This window comes from Ruegeria sp. HKCCSP351 (genome assembly GCF_017872535.1).
GTDB lineage: Bacteria > Pseudomonadota > Alphaproteobacteria > Rhodobacterales > Rhodobacteraceae > Ruegeria.
Genome location: NZ_JAEDOV010000005.1, coordinates 181,588 through 197,079, shown reverse-complemented (window position 1 = coordinate 197,079; position 15,492 = coordinate 181,588). Strand labels below are relative to the sequence as shown.

22 protein-coding genes are annotated in these 15,492 nt (G+C 59.8%); 13 read left to right on the top strand and 9 right to left on the bottom strand.

All coding sequences use genetic code 11. The annotated features are described in order from the left end of the window. Positions 1–32 precede the first annotated feature (32 nt). Together I9182_RS12405 and I9182_RS12400 are read right to left on the bottom strand one after the other, a co-directional pair. Complete coding sequence (locus I9182_RS12405) at positions 33–632, bottom strand: ABC transporter substrate-binding protein (protein ID WP_209598450.1); 600 nt, start codon at positions 630–632, stop codon at positions 33–35. Then, the gene (locus I9182_RS12400) at positions 622–1,392 is read right to left on the bottom strand and encodes a VacJ family lipoprotein (protein ID WP_245222636.1); all 771 of its coding nucleotides are present in this window, start codon (positions 1,390–1,392) and stop codon (positions 622–624) included. Before I9182_RS12400 ends, I9182_RS12405 begins: the two co-directional genes overlap by 11 nt. A gap of 350 nt (positions 1,393–1,742) precedes the next feature. Between I9182_RS12400 and I9182_RS12395 the strand changes: the two genes are divergently transcribed. The 4 genes from I9182_RS12395 to I9182_RS12380 are packed head-to-tail and all read left to right on the top strand — an operon-like array spanning position 1,743 to position 4,485. Further along, on the top strand, positions 1,743–2,198 hold the full coding sequence (locus I9182_RS12395; protein WP_209505131.1) for a RidA family protein: 456 nt from the start codon (positions 1,743–1,745) through the stop codon (positions 2,196–2,198). Next, the gene (locus I9182_RS12390) at positions 2,195–2,962 is read left to right on the top strand and encodes a glycerophosphodiester phosphodiesterase family protein (RefSeq protein WP_209598448.1); all 768 of its coding nucleotides are present in this window, start codon (positions 2,195–2,197) and stop codon (positions 2,960–2,962) included. The genes I9182_RS12395 and I9182_RS12390 overlap by 4 nt, the downstream gene beginning before the upstream one ends. 45 nt (positions 2,963–3,007) lie before the next feature. After that, entirely contained in the window at positions 3,008–4,195 is a 1,188-nt protein-coding gene (locus I9182_RS12385; RefSeq protein ID WP_209598447.1) for a GNAT family N-acetyltransferase, read from the top strand. After that, positions 4,192–4,485: a 4a-hydroxytetrahydrobiopterin dehydratase gene (locus I9182_RS12380; protein ID WP_209505128.1), complete on the top strand. Its 294-nt coding sequence runs from the start codon at positions 4,192–4,194 to the stop codon at positions 4,483–4,485. Before I9182_RS12385 ends, I9182_RS12380 begins: the two co-directional genes overlap by 4 nt. Here I9182_RS12380 and I9182_RS12375 read toward each other — a convergent pair. The 4 genes from I9182_RS12375 to I9182_RS12360 all read right to left on the bottom strand — a co-directional run bounded on the left by I9182_RS12375 (position 4,482) and on the right by I9182_RS12360 (position 6,001). Beyond that, complete coding sequence (locus tag I9182_RS12375; RefSeq protein WP_209598446.1) at positions 4,482–4,793, bottom strand: hypothetical protein; 312 nt, start codon at positions 4,791–4,793, stop codon at positions 4,482–4,484. The two genes, I9182_RS12380 and I9182_RS12375, sit on opposite strands and share 4 nt — an antisense overlap. A gap of 15 nt (positions 4,794–4,808) precedes the next feature. Next, positions 4,809–5,156, bottom strand: a complete 348-nt coding sequence (locus tag I9182_RS12370; protein ID WP_209598445.1) for an EF-hand domain-containing protein — start codon at positions 5,154–5,156, stop codon at positions 4,809–4,811. A gap of 10 nt (positions 5,157–5,166) precedes the next feature. Beyond that, the gene (locus I9182_RS12365) at positions 5,167–5,412 is read right to left on the bottom strand and encodes a glycine zipper 2TM domain-containing protein (RefSeq protein WP_209598444.1); all 246 of its coding nucleotides are present in this window, start codon (positions 5,410–5,412) and stop codon (positions 5,167–5,169) included. 103 nt (positions 5,413–5,515) lie between these two features. Further along, positions 5,516–6,001, bottom strand: a complete 486-nt coding sequence (locus tag I9182_RS12360) for a peroxiredoxin (protein WP_209598443.1) — start codon at positions 5,999–6,001, stop codon at positions 5,516–5,518. Between the two features lie 99 nt (positions 6,002–6,100). On the opposite strand from I9182_RS12360, the gene I9182_RS12355 reads away from it, so the two are divergent. Genes I9182_RS12355 through I9182_RS12340 form a run of 4 tightly spaced genes read left to right on the top strand, consistent with a single transcriptional unit; the run spans position 6,101 to position 8,702 of the window. Beyond that, complete coding sequence (locus tag I9182_RS12355) at positions 6,101–7,312, top strand: FAD-dependent oxidoreductase (protein WP_209598442.1); 1,212 nt, start codon at positions 6,101–6,103, stop codon at positions 7,310–7,312. Further along, complete coding sequence (gene rsmD, locus I9182_RS12350) at positions 7,309–7,869, top strand: 16S rRNA (guanine(966)-N(2))-methyltransferase RsmD (RefSeq protein WP_209505122.1); 561 nt, start codon at positions 7,309–7,311, stop codon at positions 7,867–7,869. The genes I9182_RS12355 and rsmD overlap by 4 nt, the downstream gene beginning before the upstream one ends. Next, positions 7,862–8,497 carry an HAD family phosphatase gene (locus tag I9182_RS12345; protein WP_209598441.1) on the top strand — a complete coding sequence of 212 codons (636 nt, stop codon included), beginning with the start codon at positions 7,862–7,864 and terminating at the stop codon, positions 8,495–8,497. The genes rsmD and I9182_RS12345 overlap by 8 nt, the downstream gene beginning before the upstream one ends. A 25-nt stretch (positions 8,498–8,522) precedes the next feature. Continuing rightward, the gene (locus tag I9182_RS12340; RefSeq protein ID WP_209505120.1) at positions 8,523–8,702 is read left to right on the top strand and encodes a hypothetical protein; all 180 of its coding nucleotides are present in this window, start codon (positions 8,523–8,525) and stop codon (positions 8,700–8,702) included. Here the strand turns inward: I9182_RS12340 and map are convergent. Further along, positions 8,690–9,502, bottom strand: coding sequence for a type I methionyl aminopeptidase (gene map / locus I9182_RS12335; protein ID WP_209598440.1), 813 nt, complete (start codon positions 9,500–9,502; stop codon positions 8,690–8,692). The two genes, I9182_RS12340 and map, sit on opposite strands and share 13 nt — an antisense overlap. Before the next feature lie 275 nt (positions 9,503–9,777). Here map and I9182_RS12330 point away from each other — a divergent pair, with 275 nt between their 5' ends. Next, the gene (locus I9182_RS12330; RefSeq protein ID WP_209598439.1) at positions 9,778–10,695 is read left to right on the top strand and encodes a homocysteine S-methyltransferase family protein; all 918 of its coding nucleotides are present in this window, start codon (positions 9,778–9,780) and stop codon (positions 10,693–10,695) included. 55 nt (positions 10,696–10,750) lie between these two features. On the opposite strand, the gene sfsA is transcribed toward I9182_RS12330, so the two are convergent. Then, positions 10,751–11,482 (bottom strand): DNA/RNA nuclease SfsA, encoded by a 732-nt coding sequence (sfsA, locus tag I9182_RS12325; RefSeq protein ID WP_209598438.1) that lies wholly within the window; start codon positions 11,480–11,482, stop codon positions 10,751–10,753. Between the two features lie 50 nt (positions 11,483–11,532). Here sfsA and I9182_RS12320 point away from each other — a divergent pair, with 50 nt between their 5' ends. From I9182_RS12320 to I9182_RS12305, 4 genes are read left to right on the top strand one after another with little or no spacing between them, the layout of a single operon-like run. Beyond that, positions 11,533–12,255, top strand: coding sequence for a molybdopterin-binding protein (locus tag I9182_RS12320; RefSeq protein WP_209598437.1), 723 nt, complete (start codon positions 11,533–11,535; stop codon positions 12,253–12,255). Continuing rightward, a complete protein-coding gene (locus I9182_RS12315; RefSeq protein ID WP_209598436.1) occupies positions 12,252–12,962 on the top strand; it encodes a GNAT family N-acetyltransferase in 711 nt (236 codons plus the stop codon). Before I9182_RS12320 ends, I9182_RS12315 begins: the two co-directional genes overlap by 4 nt. A gap of 15 nt (positions 12,963–12,977) precedes the next feature. Then, entirely contained in the window at positions 12,978–13,550 is a 573-nt protein-coding gene (locus I9182_RS12310) for a peroxidase-related enzyme (protein ID WP_209598435.1), read from the top strand. Then, positions 13,547–14,449, top strand: coding sequence for an OmpA family protein (locus I9182_RS12305; protein WP_209505113.1), 903 nt, complete (start codon positions 13,547–13,549; stop codon positions 14,447–14,449). The genes I9182_RS12310 and I9182_RS12305 overlap by 4 nt, the downstream gene beginning before the upstream one ends. Here the strand turns inward: I9182_RS12305 and I9182_RS12300 are convergent. Next, positions 14,442–15,404 (bottom strand): sodium-dependent bicarbonate transport family permease, encoded by a 963-nt coding sequence (locus I9182_RS12300; protein WP_209598434.1) that lies wholly within the window; start codon positions 15,402–15,404, stop codon positions 14,442–14,444. The two genes, I9182_RS12305 and I9182_RS12300, sit on opposite strands and share 8 nt — an antisense overlap. Positions 15,405–15,492: the final 88 nt, after the last annotated feature.

The window sequence follows — 15,492 nt, the reverse complement described above, 5'->3', positions numbered from 1 at the left end:
GTTTTCCGGCGCTCACTTGCGCCGGAACCGGCTTAACCCGTCTTTTTCAGGTCCGTGATCAGCTGATTCAGGTTGCCTTTGCGGGCATCGAGCATAGCGCCAATCTCGGTGCGTTCGGTCAGCAACAGATTCACGCCTTCGATGAACATGTTGTAGAACTTGTCGCGGCCGGATTTGTCGGAAACAAGGAACGTCACATCGAATGGGGCTGATCCGCGCAGCTTGACCATTGTGCGAACCTCGAACCCGGCCTTGATCTTGCGGGCATTGCGCACATCGACTTCACCGCCGATGAATTCGCGAAAGCGGCGGCCGTATTTGCGCGAGATATAGCCCTGAAAGGCAGCGGTGAACTGTTTCAGCTGGGCCGGGCTGGCTGTGCGGGCGTCCGCACCCAGCGCATAGCGCGCCATGATCGGCACGTCGGCATACTGCGCGAAGATCTTTTCGAAATCGCGCAGCATCGCTTTTTCGGATTTACCCGACTCGATCACCCGGTTGATGTCGGAAACCACGCTGGTCACAAGCGCCTTGGCGGCGGCCTCGGTCTGGGCAAAGGCCGGTGCGGGCAGCACTGCCAGCGCTAGCCCGGCTGCGATAAAATGACGACGGTTCAACGCGTTATTCAGCATAGGGGTCCTCATAGGGGTCAAGATAGGGGTCCCTCACCGGGTCCGTTCCGGTTTCGGCATAGGGGTCAGAATACAAGTCCAGATAGGCGTCTTCGTCATCTCTTGCCAGTTCGAAGCGGCGGTTTTGCAGATAGATCAGGCGAGCCTGCGCATAGCTGTCGGCACTTTCGTAAAGAATGGAATCGACAGTATCCGAGAACCGGCCCCGATCCCCCATGCGCCGTACGATCTCGGCGTAGACGCCAAGGTTGTCGGCGGGGCGGGTCGGGCTGAAATTGATCGGGTTCGAGAACAGGTTGACCACAACCCCAATCGCATCCCTTTGGGTTGACGGGCCATAGAATGGCAGCTCGATATAAGCGCCTTCGCCAACCCCCCAGACATGCAGGGTCTCACCGAAATCCGTGTCCACCGGTGGCAGGTTCAGCTCATCAGCGGGCGAAGACAGGCCAAAGCCACCGACGGTCATATTGATCACAAAGCGCAGCAGGGCGTTGCCCATCTGTTTCGGGTTGCCCTGAAGCAGGTAGTCAACAGCCTGACCGGGCAGCGAGATGTTTTCGGCAAAAGTGCTGAAACTGGTGACCATCGGGTCAGGAACGATTTTGACATAGCCTTTCGAGGCCGGCCGGAACAGAAACCGGTCAACACCCAGATTGAACTTGTGAATTCCCCGGTTCGCATTTTCATACGGATCAAACACGTCACTGCGCGAGGCACCCTCGGGTGGCGTGGTTGCACAGGCGGACACAAGGGTCATGACCGACAGTAAAACAAGGTGTTTCAGGCGAAATCTGCTCGACACGATCTTTGTCTCTCCTAAATGGCCCGGCATATGCGCCTGCCGGACATTCAATCAATAATCCACCAAAATCCACGTGCCGGAGCGGCACAAGTTGCAGTCACATAGTCGTTTCAGGTCTTAAATGAAACACCTTGCGTGTAACCTGTTCATCACGGTGGGGTAAAGTGACCGTCGATCAACAGTGAATTTTCAGTAAAGATACGCTCAGATCGCAGGAAGGCCGAAATTTGCCGGTTTCCGTCTTTCCCAATCCGTGCTTCCCGGTTAGCGTCCCGCAGAGTTGAATTTAGGGAAGGACCCTCGCAATGAGCATCGCTGCCAAACTGGAAAGCCTCGGTGTAACGCTGGAAGAAGCACCCGCGCCTGCGGCTAACTATGTGCCTTTCGTGCGTGTCGGCAATATCCTGTATGTATCCGGCCAGATCTCGAAGACTGATAAGCTGATCACCGGTAAACTGGGCGATGACTTGGACGTCGAAGCCGGGGCTGCGGCGGCGCGTGTCTGCGCGATCAACCTGCTGGCACAGGTCAAGGCGGCCTGCGGCGGAGATATCGAAAAGCTGGTCCGCGTGATCAAACTGACCGGATTCGTGAACTCGACCGCTGATTTCACGGCACAGCCCCAGGTAATCAACGGCGCGTCAGATTTTCTGGTCGAGGCGCTGGGCGATGCCGGTCGCCACTCGCGTTCCGCCGTCAGCGCGGCGTCGCTTCCGCTGGGTGTCGCGGTCGAGATCGAAGGCATTTTCGAAATCGAATGACGCCGCCCTTACCAGATGTGTTTTTGCAGGCCCCGATTGCGCATCGGGCGCTGCATGACATTACCAAGAACCGCCCGGAAAACAGCCGGGCGGCCATTCGTGCCGCGATTGAGGCTGGCTACGGGATCGAGATCGATCTTCAGCTGACATCGGATGACCAGGCAATGGTCTTTCACGATTACGACATGACCCGCCTGACCGGGCAGTCGGGACCCATTCAGCAGGTCACGGCACTTGCCGCCTCTGGCACGCCGCTTCTGCATGGGGATGACGGCATTCCGACACTGGATGATGTGCTGGACATTGTCGCGGGCCGGGTGCCGTTGCTGATCGAATTAAAGGATCAGGACGGGGCGATGGGCACGAATGTGGGCGCGCTTGAACGCGACACCGTGCGTGCGTTGCAGGGTTACAAAGGCCCGGTGGCTCTGATGTCCTTTAATCCCAACTCGGTCGCTGAACTGGCACGGCTCGCCCCGCATCTGCCGCGCGGGATCACGACCTGCGCCTATGAACCCAGTGTCGAGCTTTTGCCGCAAAGCGTCTGCGATCACCTGCGCGATATCCCGGATTTCGACCGTGTCGGCGCCAGTTTCATCAGCCACGAAGCCGCGGACCTGTCGCGCCCCCGCGTGGCGGAACTCAAGGCGCGGGGCGTGCCGATCCTGTGCTGGACAATCCGGTCGCCCGAACAAGAGGCACAAGCCCGCAAGGTTGCCGACAATGTGACCTTCGAAGGCTATTTGGCCGCGCATTCGACTTGAACCCCCTCCGTGCGGTCACAGATAAAGGACAGGCGCGGAGGACATATGGATCAAGCACAGATCGAGGTTCAGGTACTGGGCGCTCTGTCGCAGATTTCAGCGGCAGAGTGGGATGCCTGCGCCTGCCCCGAAGCTGCCGATGGCGGGCGGCCGCTTGATCCCTTTACCACACATCGCTTTTTGCTGGCGCTGGAGGACAGCGGCTCGGTCGGGCGTGGCACCGGCTGGCAGCCGCAATACCTGACCGCCTATCTTGACGGGATGCTGATCGCGGTGGCCCCGATGTACGCCAAATCGCACAGCCAGGGCGAATACATCTTTGATCACAGCTGGGCCCATGCCTATGAAAGCGCGGGCGGGCGGTATTACCCCAAACTGCAAATCGCGGTGCCGTTCACCCCGGCAACCGGGCGGCGGTTTCTGGTGCGTCCGGGCTATGAACAGATCGGCATGTCGGCGCTGGTTCAGGGGGCGGTGCAGCTTGCGGCTGACAACCGGGTCTCGTCCCTTCACGTGACCTTCTGTACCGAAGACGAAGCCCTGGCCGGTGAGCAAATGGGCCTGATGCTGCGCCGATCGCAGCAGTTTCACTGGCTGAACGATAACTATTCAGATTTCGACGACTTCCTGAGCGCGCTGTCGTCGCGCAAGCGCAAGACTATCCGGAAAGAACGCGCGCAGGCCTGTGGTTTTGGCGGTGAGATCCGCACTCTGACCGGTGACCAGCTGCGCCCCGAACACTGGGACGCGTTCTGGCGGTTCTACCAGGACACCGGATCGCGCAAATGGGGCTCACCCTATCTGACGCGGCAGTTCTTTGATATTGCACAGGACACGATGGCAGAAGACATGGCCCTTGTGCTGGCCGAACGGAATGGCTTTCCCATTGCGGGTGCGTTGAACTTCATCGGCCGAGAAACCCTTTTTGGGCGCTATTGGGGCTGCATCGAACATCATCCCTGCCTGCATTTCGAACTGTGCTATTATAGGGCAATCGACTTTGCCATTGCCCAAGGTCTGGCCCGGGTCGAGGCAGGCGCACAGGGCGAACACAAGCTGGCGCGAGGGTACCTGCCAACACGCACGCATAGCTTGCATTGGGTCGGCGATCCGGGTTTTGCTGATGCGGTCAAGAAATATCTGGACGCCGAAGGCCACGCAGTGGAAGAAGAGATCGAGATTCTGACGGATTACGGCCCGTTCAGGAAATCGAACCCGGAGGAACAGCAATGACCGAACTCTTGTCGACCGAAACCCGTGGCCCGCTGCTGGATCCGCTGTTCAAAAACGGTTGGACCATGGTTGAAGGCCGCGATGCGATCACCAAGACCTTCATTTTCGACAATTTTGTCCATGCCTTCGGCTGGATGACACAGGTGGCAATCTGGGCCGAGAAGTGGAACCATCACCCCGAATGGTTCAATGTCTACCGCACGGTCGAGGTTGTCTTGTCCACCCATGACGTGGGCGGCCTGTCGTCGCTGGATGCCAAGCTGGCCCGCAAGATGGACAGTCTGTGCTAGCGATCGTTGCGGCCTGACCCTTCACCGCCTGCCAGCGATGCGGCAGTGCCCATCTGCCGGAACTCGGCAGGCGTGACAGTGCCGTCGCTGACGTCAATCGCCCTTGGAATGCCCGTGGTCTTGTTTCCGATCTGGCGCACGCTGCGCGCGGCCGGGTTGATATCCAGACACTTGTTTTCATAACAGGTCAGGCCAGACAGGTTGATCTGAATGCGGGCCTGCCCGTCCGGGCCTGTCACCAACGGGGCCTGCGGCACGTCACAGGCCGCAACCAGCCCCAGCGCTGTCACCCCAAGCCATTTGTTCATCTCATGCTCCTGCCATTAATCAAGCTGACCATTCCCATCCTGATCGGCGGACTGGAAATCCGCGCCCATCTGAGTGTCAAATTCAGGTCTTGAGATTACGTTGTCGCCGTTTCGGTCAGCGTTGCGGAACAGTTTGATGTCCATGAACGGCTTGGCCTCGGCCTGACCCAGAGTACCGTTCCTGTCTTCGTCCATTGCCTGAAAGGCATAATCCGAGAAAGCATCGAACTCGTCTTTGGACAGGAACCCGTCATTGTTGGCGTCGATGGCCTTCAACTCGTTTTCGTGCAGTTCAGCCACGCTTTCGGCGTGACCCGAACCGGCCAAAGCCACCATGAATACCACCAGGCTTAACTGTTTCATATCGACCTCCTCAGCACGCGAATCTCTGACCTTCGATGCCGCCAGCGGCAGCGCCCGCTGCGGTCAGGATCGTCTTGCCCGATCCGCCACCAAACTGGTTGCCGATTGCGCCCCCGATCAGCGCCCCGCCCAACGTTCCGCCCAGACAGGCAATTTCGTGCTGGCGTGCAGCTTGCTGTTGCGGGGTTGGGGCCGGTCCACAGGCCGCCAAAAGGGCTGCGCCGGACAGTAATAGGTAGAACGCGTTAAGTTTCATGAAAAAACTCCCCGTATGAATAGGCCAAGTATTCGCGCTCTGGGGCGGTGCTTCAAGTTAAATTGGCGGCGAAAGGCCCCGGTCGGACCGGGGCCGATCAAAATCAGATCACATCCAGCAGGCCTTCTCCGGCGGAAATTTCGCAGGCACCGGGGTTTTCTTCCATATTCAGCACCGTGACCTTGCCATCCTCGACCAGCATTGCATATCGCTTGGACCGCGCGAAAAGCCCCACTGGCGGCGCATCGAAATCCATGCCGATGGCCTTGGTGAACTCTGCCGCCGCGTCCGATACCATGGTCAGTCCCGCCTCGGTCGCGCCCGTGGATTGCCCCCACGCCTGCATCACAAACGGATCATTGACCGAAAGGCACAGGATCTCGTCCACGCCCTTGGCGTCAAACTGTTTCTTTGTGCGGATGAAACTGGGCACATGGGCGGTCGTGCAGGTGCCGGTATAGGCCCCCGGCACGGCAAAGATCACCACCTTGCGGCCTTTGGTCTTGTCTGAAATCCGCACCTCTTCCGGCCCGTTCGCACCCATCTGGATCAGCGTTGCTTCGGGCAGGGTATCTCCTGTTGAAATCATTATTCAGCTCCTGTCGTTTGGATTTGCAGAATTGGGCTTAGCCGCAATATAGGTGGTCTGAACACGGTGACCACTTGAAAACTGCGGGGTAGGCAAAGCATGAGCCATATTGTCGTGATCGGCGCGGGGCAGGCAGGCGCGTCTTTGGTGGCCCGTCTGCGCAAGGACGGGTTTGCGGGTGAAATCACTCTGATCGGGGCCGAGCCGCATCTGCCTTATCAGCGCCCGCCCCTGTCCAAAGCCTATCTGCTGGGCGAGATGGAGCTTGAGCGTCTGTTCCTGCGGCCTGAAAGTTTTTATACGGAAAACAACATCACCCTGCGTCTGGGTCAGCGCGTCACCGGTATCGACCCCAAGGCCAAAACGGTCACGCTGGGGGATGAGGTTATCTCTTACGACGAACTGGCGCTGACCACCGGATCGGACCCGCGCCGCCTGCCTGCCGCGATTGGTGGCGATCTGGACGGTGTGCATGTGGTGCGTGATCTGGCCCATATCGACGAGATGGAGCCCAAAGTGACCGAAGGCGCTCGCGCGCTGATCGTGGGCGGCGGGTATATCGGTCTCGAAGCTGCTGCCGTCTGCGCCAAGCGCGGTGTCAAGGTCACTCTGGTCGAAATGGCCGACCGTATCCTGCAACGGGTCGCAGCGCCCGAGACCAGCGATTATTTCCGCGCGTTGCACAGTGCATACGGTGCTGACATCCGCGAAGGCGTGGGACTGGATCATTTGATCGGCGAAAACGGCAAGGTCACCGGCGCGGTTCTGACCGACGGCACAAAGCTGGACGTTGATTTTGTTGTGGTAGGCGTCGGCATTGCACCCGCAACCCAACTGGCCGAGATGGCGGGACTGGACCTGGACAACGGCATCAGGACCGACGCCCATGGCCGCACGTCCGACCCGTCGATCTGGGCGGCTGGCGATTGCGCCTCTTTTCCGCATGGCGAAGGGCGTATCCGTCTGGAAAGCGTCCCCAACGCCATTGATCAGGCCGAGATCGTGGCCCAGAACATGCTGGGCGCGGCCAAGGACTATGTGGCAACCCCGTGGTTCTGGTCGGATCAATATGACGTCAAGCTTCAGATCGCGGGCCTGAACACCGGCTATGACCGCGTGGTGACGCGGCAGGGCGAAGGGCAGACCGTATCCTTCTGGTATTACAACGGCGACAAGCTGATTGCGGTCGACGCGATGAACGATCCGCGCGCCTATATGGTCGGCAAACGCCTGATCGAGATGGGAAAAACGGCCGACCCGGCTGTCGTGGCTGACCCGGACGCAGACCTTAAACCGCTGCTCAAGGCATGAGGATCATCGCCGGAGAGTTCCGCGGTCGCGCCCTGACCCCCGTCGGCAAGGGCGATGCGGGCGCACATCTGCGCCCGACCACCGACCGGGTGCGCGAAAGCCTGTTCAACGTGCTGGCCCATCAGATCGATTTCGACGGCCTGCGCGTGCTGGACCTGTTTGCTGGCACCGGGGCACTCGGGCTCGAAGCGCTGTCACGCGGCGCGGCGCATGTCACCTTCGTCGATGACGGGCGCGTGGCGCAGGGTTTGATCCGCAAGAATATCGACCTGACCCGCAGTGCCGGGCGCACCGACCTGATCCGCCGCGATGCAACCCGGTTGGGCGAAAACCCGGGCGCGCCCTACGATCTGATCTTTCTGGATCCGCCCTATGGCAAGGCCATGGGACAGAAAGCCATTGACGCGCTGGCCAATGGCTGGATCGCGGATGATGCGCTGCTGGTTTGGGAAGAAAACTCACGGATGCAGGCTCCGGCCGGGTTCACGGTGCACGACAGCCGCAAATATGGCGACACGTATATCTCATTGATGCGGAACGGTGATCAAAGTGCATGATCTGGTCATTTTCGATTGCGATGGCGTTCTGGTCGACAGCGAGGTGATCTCGAACCAGGTGCTGGCGGACAATCTAGCGGGCTATGGCCTGCACCTGACCTTGCCCGAATGCATGTCCCTGTTTGTGGGCGGAACAATGGTCGGGGTGCGCGACAAGGCGCGTGGAATGGGCGCTGATCTGCCCGAAGACTGGATTGATCAGGTCTATGCCGAAACCTACGACCGCCTGCGCGCCGGTGTGCCTTTGGTATCTGGTGTCGCGGACCTGCTTGCGGCGCTGGATCAGCGGGGCATCCCCTATTGCGTGGCCTCAAACGGCAGTCCGGACAAGATGCAGATCACGCTGGGCCAGAACGGGCTTTGGGACCGGTTCAAAGATGTGATGTTCTCGGCCCATGTGCTTGGCACCGGCAAGCCTGATCCAAAGATGTTCCAACTGGCGGCCGAGAATTTCGGCGCACAGGCCCCTGTGGTTATCGAGGACAGCCACAATGGCGTTACGGCCGCAATCCGGGCCAATATGCGCTGTCTGGCCTACGCGCCGCATGGCGGTGGTGACAGGCTGGCCGATCTTGGGGCCGAGGTGATCACGGATATGTCACAGGCGCACCCGCTGTTGGGACTCTGACCCCCAACTGTGCTAGGGTGCAGCCATGGACCATGCTCTGACACCCTTTGTCTGGACAGTCTCCCGCGACGCCGAGGTCACGACGAAACCTGACCCCAAACCCCTGCGCGCGCCGGTGTTCATCCACGATGCGGTTACCCCTTGGGGGGCTGAGACGATGCTGCTGAAGCTCCTGCGCGAACAGGCCGCCGATCAGGACGAATAGGTCGGGTGAAACTTGCCGCCCGGTGACAGGGTAAAGATATCGACCCCATTCGCCGTTACGCCCACCGAATGCTCGAACTGTGCCGACAGCGACTTGTCGCGGGTCACAGCGGTCCAGTCATCGGCCAGTGTCTTGGTTTCGGGACGGCCCAGATTGACCATCGGTTCAATGGTAAAGAACATGCCTTCCTCAAGAACCGCGCCTGTGCCGGGGCGGCCATAGTGCAGTACATTCGGCGGCGCGTGGAACACGCGGCCCAGACCGTGCCCGCAAAAGTCGCGAACAACACTCATCCGATGCGCTTCGACATAGGCCTGAATGGCATGACCGATATCGCCGAACGTGTTGCCCGGTTTGACCATCTCGATGCCCTTGAACAGCGCGTCATGGGTTACCTGGATCAGACGCTCGGCCTTGCGCGGCAGCTTGCCCGCCACGTACATGCGCGAGGTGTCACCGAACCAGCCATCCACGATGACGGTCACATCGATGTTCAGGATATCGCCATCCTTCAGCTTCTTGTCACCGGGAATACCGTGGCAGACCACATGGTTCACACTGATGCAGCTGGCGTGCTCATACCCCTTATAGCCGATCGTGGCCGAGGTCGCGCCCGCATCCTCGACCATCTGCGTGATCAGCCCGTCAAGCGCACCCGTGGTCTGACCGGGAAAGACATGCGCGGCGATATCATCCAGGATCCGCGCCGCCAGAGCGCCCGCCGCGTGCATCCCGGCAAAATCACCCTGTTCATAGATGCGGATACCGTCCTTGGTCAGGCGGCCACGATGCTCTTTCATCGACGCAAAGCTCCAATTGTTACGCGCGGCACTTCTTTTACGCTGCTTGTGCAGAAAGTACCAGAGGGCGCAGTGTATCAGGCGGCACATGGGGCAGAACCACGAGAGTTCAAGAACTTGAACTGCAGTTAGGTTTCAAATCCGGTTTGACCCATCGACCATTGCGTTGACGCATAACGGTTTGGTGTTTGTTCAGTTTACACAGCAAATTTCACAGACAGCCTCTGCCCTGTTATTGTCGCGATGAACTCCAACAATTAAAGGAGCGCACTGAAGTGCCACGACAGCTCCCGCACGAGACAGACAAAAAGTATTTGGTTTTTGCCGGAACTGGCACGGATCTGATCTTTAACCACGGCATAGATTTGCCGGGATTTGCCTCATTTCCATTGCTAGAGAACCCAGAAACCCGTTCTGTCCTGGCAGGTCAGATGCACGCGCTTGTTCAGTTGGCGGGCGAGATGGAAGTGGGTTGTATACTTGATGCACCGACTTGGATGGCCAATGCTGATCGGGCTGCTCCTCTGGGTTACGATGCCGAACAACTGGATGAAATAAACCGGGATGCTGTCGCGTTAATGGAAGACGTGCGTCAGAGCGCTGGTCGAGATGACGTTTTGGTTTCTGCTTGCGTCGGCCCACGCCACGATCCCTATGCGGACGTTCCGGCCATGTCGATCGATGATGCCCATCAGTATCACAGTGCGCAGCTTGCCGTTTTGAAACAAACCAGCGTCGACTTGGTGACAGCTTATACGTTCAACAGACCTAGCGAAGCAGCGGGCTGCATTCTGGCTGCGCAGGATTTTGGACTACCGATAGTGATGTCATTGGTTGTTGAAACCGACGGGTGTCTGGCTGATGGAACAAAGCTTGTAGACGCGCTGGATCAAATCGATGTCGCCACGGATGCGGCTGCGCAGTTCTTCATGGTCAATTGTGCCCATCCGACCCACTTTTCCGATGCGCTAAATCGCCATCCAAGACTAAGAGGCGTTGTCGCAAACGCATCAAGTTGCTCTCATGCGGAACTGGATGAGGCCGAGGAATTAGACGAAGGTGACCCCCATGTGCTTGGGCAAGAGATTGCGGACGTCGTGCATAACAACCCGTCAATTTCAGTGATAGGAGGGTGCTGCGGTACAGATATGAGGCATTTGAAACTCATGGCACAAGCGGTTGCTGCGTCTTAGACGCGCGCCAAACAGTCTCAATCAGTGCTCCTTAGTCAATCGCGCGCATTTTGGGCTACGTCAGCAGGCCAGGGTCATGCTGGTTGATTACTGGAAAGGTACTGACGTCAATCCAAACCCCATCCGGCGCAATCCGCGTCCCGCAAATCATCCGCTCTACCCCTTGCGCCTGCGCGACCTCAAACGCCGCCGCATAGGCCGGGTCGATATCCGCGGCCAGCGCGAACCGGTCGCAATCGGTGCGTTGCACCAGGTACAGCATGATCGCCCGGTGCCCCTGCGCCGCCATCTGTGCCAGCTCGCCCAGATGTTTGGTGCCGCGCGCGGTGACGCTGTCGGGGAACTCGGCCAGACCGGGCTGGCGGGACAGCGTCACGCTTTTGACCTCGATATAGGCATCTGGCAGGCCGGGGCCGCTCAGCAGGAAATCGATACGGCTGTTTTGCCCGTATTTCACCTCGGGCCGGACAGTGTCATAGGCGGCCAGCTCGGGGATCTCGCGCGCCGCAAGCGCCGCCCGCAATGCCCGGTTCGGGACGGATGTGTCAACCCCGGTGAAATGCCCGTTTTCGTGATCCACCAGCCGCCAGCCGAATTTCAGCTTTTTCTTTGGGTCGTCATTGGGCTCCAGCCAGATCATCTGACCCGGTTCGGCCAGCCCCATCATCGACCCCGGATTGGCGCAATGGGCGGTCACCTCGTGCCCGTCTTCCAAACGGCAATCGGCCAGAAAGCGTTTGTAGCGACGGATCAGGCGGGCGGGGACAAGAGGGGTTTCAAAACGCATGTCTCACGGCCTATACCTGCCCCTGAAGACGATCAAGAGGAGTCCGCGCCATGGCCAATCCAACCGCAGCAATGCTGGTGATCGGGGATGAAATCCTGTCGGGCCGCACCCGCGATGCAAACATGCATTATCTGGCGCAGGAGCTGGCAAAACACGGCATCGATCTGAAAGAGGTTCGCATCGTCAGCGATGACGCCCCCGCCATAGAAGCGGCGGTCAAAGCGCTGTCTGACAGCCACGACACCGTCTTTACCAGCGGCGGCATCGGCCCGACTCATGACGATATCACCGCCGATTGCATTGCGCGCGCCTTCGATACCCCGATTGACATTCGCGACGACGCGCGCGCGCTGTTGCAGGCGCATTACGACAAATCCGGGCTGGAACTGAACGCCGCCCGCCTGCGCATGGCACGTATCCCGGATGGCGCGACGTTGATCGACAATCCGGTCTCGACCGCGCCGGGTTTCACCCTGAAGAACGTGCATGTGATGGCCGGGGTGCCGCTGGTGTTTCAGGCCATGGTCGCCAGCGTCCTGCCCACACTGACCGGTGGCAGCCCCCTGCTGTCGCAAACCCTGCGCGTGGACCGGGGCGAAGGCGATATCGCCGCCAACCTGTCTGCGCTGGCCGAGGATTTCAGCGATCTGTCCATCGGCTGCTATCCGTTTCAGATCAATGGGGCCTTTGGGGCCAACGTGGTGGTGCGCGGCACCGATGGCAGCCGGATTGACGCGGCCATGACCCGTCTGGCGAAAGAGCTTGCGCTTTGAGCGGCGATTGGGCGGACATCGTCGACGGCACATGGCCTGCCGCGCGGTATCGCAGGCTGGGGCCGTTTCAACTGCGCGAAGGGCAGGGAGGTGGCTCGCGTGTTTCTGCGGCCAATGCACTGGCCCCGGCCAGCGATGCCGATATCGACGCGGCCGAGGCCGCGATGCAGGCCATGGGGCAGAAATCCATCTTCTGCCTGCGCCCGGGGGATGAAGCGCTGGATGCAAAGCTGGCGCAACGGGGATATGACATCCTTGATCCGGTCAACATCTATACGTGCCCCGTCTCTCACCTCACCGATCAGCCGATCCCTCCGGTCATGGTGTTTTCGGTCTGGGAGCCGCTTGAAATCATGCGCGAAATCTGGGCGGCTGGTGGGATCGGGCCCGAACGTCTGGCGGTGATGGAGCGCGCGAAGGGTCCCAAAACCGGTCTGCTGCTGCGCCACAACGACCAACCCAGCGGCGCAGCCTTCGTGGCGATGCATGGCGATGTCGCGATGCTGCATGCGCTTGAAATCCTGCCCGCGCACCGCCGTCAGGGGCTGGGTCAGTGGACCATGCGCGCCGCGGCGATTTGGGCAGGTGACAACGGCGCTCAAACCTTCAGTGTGATCTGCACCAAGGCCAATGAAGGTGCCAATGGTCTCTATCGCGCCCTCGGGATGGAGATCGCCAGTGAATACCATTACCGTCACCTTGTCTGAACAAAAGGGGTCGCCATGACACAGAAAGACATGCCCACCGCGCTGAACCTGCCCATGGTCGATCCGCTGCCGCCGGAAACGCAGAAGTATTTTGATATCTGTGTCGAAAAGCTGGGCATGGTGCCGAATGTGCTTAAGGCAAACGCCTTCGATATCGACAAGCTGAACACGTTCACGGCGATGTATAATGATCTGATGCTGGCCAACAGCGGCCTGTCCAAGCTGGAGCGCGAGATGATTGCCGTAGTCGTGTCGTCGATCAACAAGTGCTTCTACTGTCTGGTCGCGCATGGTGCGGCGGTCCGGCAGCTTTCGGGCAACCCGCAACTGGGTGAGATGCTGGTGATGAACTACCGCGTTGCCCCGATCGAGCCCCGGCAGCGCGTGATGCTGGACTTTGCCGCCAAAATGACCACCGCCAGCGCCGAGATCGAAGAACCCGACCGCCAGAAGCTGCGCGATGCAGGCTTTACCGACCGCGATATCTGGGACATTGCCAATGTCGCCGGGTTCTTCAACATGTCCAACCGGGTAGCCAGTGCCACGGCAATGGTGCCCAACCCCGAGTATCACGCGCAGTTTCGATGATCCGATCAGCCGCCCTCATTGCCACGCTGCTGGCTGGGCCGGTTCTGGCGCAGGACCTGACCCTTCCAGCCAGCGCCCGCCAAATCAGCGACCGCACCTCGCCGCTGGACAGCTATGACCTGCCAACGGGGCCTTTCGCGAATGGTGCGGTGCCTGCTGACACCCTCGAAGGCCGGGTTGAACGCTACACGTGGCGGCTTCAGGCGGGCTCAAGCACAACCCTCCAGCTTTTGACCCCGCTGCGCGACCAGATCGAGGCGCAGGGCTACAAGATTCTGTTCGAATGTGATGCCCGCGCCTGTGGCGGGTTCGATTTCCGCTTTGGCACCGAGGTCGTGCCGACCCCGGACATGTATGTCGCCATTCAGGATTACCGGTTCCTGTCGGCCACCAAGGGGCCTGTTGCCCTCAGCCTGTTGGTCAGTCGCAACCCCCCGGACGGGTATGTCCAGATGATCCGCGTCACACCCCAGAATGCACCGGACCCTGTTCCGGTCGTAATCGAACAGGCAGTCGAAGGGTCGGGCGGGCTGCTTGAGGCGCTGGCAACATCGGGTCACGTGATACTGGACGATCTGCATTTTCCAACCGGTGAGGTTGCGTTGGACGAGGGGACATACGCCTCTCTGACCCTGCTGGCCGGGTATCTGGCCGAAAACCCCAAGATGCGCCTGGCGCTGGTGGGGCATACCGATGACACCGGCGCGTTGCAGGCCAATATCGCGGTCAGCAAAAGCCGGGCCGAGTCGGTCCGCACCCGTCTGATTGATGCGCATGGTGTGGCTGCCGACCGGATCGAGGCGCAGGGCGTCGGCTATCTGTCCCCGCTCACCTCGAACGCAACTCCCGAAGGGCGCGAGCTGAACCGCCGGGTCGAGGCGGTCTTGCTCGTCAACTGACCCACCACAGGTACAGCGGCAATCCGACCGTGATGTTGAACGGAAACGACACACCCAGCGACAGGGTCAGATAAATCCCGGCCTCGGCCTTCGGCAGTGCAATTTTCATGGCGGCCGGAACCGCGATATAAGACGCCGAGGCTGACAGCACCATGAACAGGAACAGGCTGCCTTGCGGCAATCCGATCACCGCACCGACGGCCCAGGCCATCAGCGCGCCGATCAGGGGCATCAATACGCCAAAGGCGAACAGGCCAACCGACAGTTTGTCGCGATTGCTGATCAGGCTGCGCCCAGCCGAAAGCCCCATATCCAGCAGAAACAGACACAGGATTCCTGTGAAAGGCGTGACGATGAAAGGCGCGATCATCTGCATGCCTTCACCCCCGGTAATGGCCCCGATCAGGAACGCCCCGGTCAGCAGCACAATCGATCCATTGGCCAGCAGATCACGCCACAGCTTGTCATCCCTGACGCCATTGCCGCCGGTCTTGTGCGCCAGCCACAGCGCCGACAGAATGGCCGGCACCTCCATCGCTGCCGCAACCGCCACCATGAACCCGTCATGGGTCAATCCCACCAGATCCAGCAGGCTGGTGGCGGTGACAAAGGTGACAATCGAAATCGAGCCGTAATGCCCTGCGACCGCAGCTGCGTTCAACGCATCCAGCCGTGTCATAACCCTCAGCAGGGCGAAGGCCACGAAGGGGATGGTAAAGGACAGGGCCACGCCGCCCAGCAGGGTCAGGAACAGTTGCAGGTGGATGCCATGCGCGGCAAGGCTGGCACCGCCTTTGAACCCGATGGCCAGCAGCAGGTAAAGCGACATGAACTTGGCCGCGCCCGCCGGGATAGACAAATCGCTGCGTACAAAAGCGGCCAGAAGCCCTAGGGCAAAAAACAATATGGTGGGCACCAGCAGGTTGCTGGACAGCGTCTCGATCACTCCGGGCATACTTGTCTCCTGATCCCTCGTTTCAGGGCTAGGTGCCTTGCAAAATTGATTTCGCCAAATACTATCTTTATAAGTTTAATATAGTTTT

Bases quoted from the DNA above. Each gene is read 5' to 3' on its own strand.
- I9182_RS12405 (WP_209598450.1), bottom strand. From the start codon at position 632: ATGCTGAATAACGCGTTGAACCGTCGTCATTTTATCGCAGCCGGGCTA.
- I9182_RS12340 (WP_209505120.1), top strand. From the start codon at position 8,523: ATGGACCATGCTCTGACACCCTTTGTCTGGACAGTCTCCCGCGACGCC.
- sfsA (WP_209598438.1), bottom strand. From the start codon at position 11,482: ATGCGTTTTGAAACCCCTCTTGTCCCCGCCCGCCTGATCCGTCGCTAC.
- I9182_RS12355 (WP_209598442.1), top strand. From the start codon at position 6,101: ATGAGCCATATTGTCGTGATCGGCGCGGGGCAGGCAGGCGCGTCTTTG.
- I9182_RS12300 (WP_209598434.1), bottom strand. From the start codon at position 15,404: ATGCCCGGAGTGATCGAGACGCTGTCCAGCAACCTGCTGGTGCCCACC.
- I9182_RS12390 (WP_209598448.1), top strand. From the start codon at position 2,195: ATGACGCCGCCCTTACCAGATGTGTTTTTGCAGGCCCCGATTGCGCAT.
- I9182_RS12395 (WP_209505131.1), top strand. From the start codon at position 1,743: ATGAGCATCGCTGCCAAACTGGAAAGCCTCGGTGTAACGCTGGAAGAA.
- I9182_RS12370 (WP_209598445.1), bottom strand. From the start codon at position 5,156: ATGAAACAGTTAAGCCTGGTGGTATTCATGGTGGCTTTGGCCGGTTCG.
- rsmD (WP_209505122.1), top strand. From the start codon at position 7,309: ATGAGGATCATCGCCGGAGAGTTCCGCGGTCGCGCCCTGACCCCCGTC.
- I9182_RS12305 (WP_209505113.1), top strand. From the start codon at position 13,547: ATGATCCGATCAGCCGCCCTCATTGCCACGCTGCTGGCTGGGCCGGTT.
- I9182_RS12360 (WP_209598443.1), bottom strand. From the start codon at position 6,001: ATGATTTCAACAGGAGATACCCTGCCCGAAGCAACGCTGATCCAGATG.
- I9182_RS12380 (WP_209505128.1), top strand. From the start codon at position 4,192: ATGACCGAACTCTTGTCGACCGAAACCCGTGGCCCGCTGCTGGATCCG.
- I9182_RS12365 (WP_209598444.1), bottom strand. From the start codon at position 5,412: ATGAAACTTAACGCGTTCTACCTATTACTGTCCGGCGCAGCCCTTTTG.
- I9182_RS12400 (WP_245222636.1), bottom strand. From the start codon at position 1,392: ATGACCCTTGTGTCCGCCTGTGCAACCACGCCACCCGAGGGTGCCTCG.
- I9182_RS12310 (WP_209598435.1), top strand. From the start codon at position 12,978: ATGACACAGAAAGACATGCCCACCGCGCTGAACCTGCCCATGGTCGAT.
- map (WP_209598440.1), bottom strand. From the start codon at position 9,502: ATGAAAGAGCATCGTGGCCGCCTGACCAAGGACGGTATCCGCATCTAT.
- I9182_RS12320 (WP_209598437.1), top strand. From the start codon at position 11,533: ATGGCCAATCCAACCGCAGCAATGCTGGTGATCGGGGATGAAATCCTG.
- I9182_RS12375 (WP_209598446.1), bottom strand. From the start codon at position 4,793: ATGAACAAATGGCTTGGGGTGACAGCGCTGGGGCTGGTTGCGGCCTGT.
- I9182_RS12385 (WP_209598447.1), top strand. From the start codon at position 3,008: ATGGATCAAGCACAGATCGAGGTTCAGGTACTGGGCGCTCTGTCGCAG.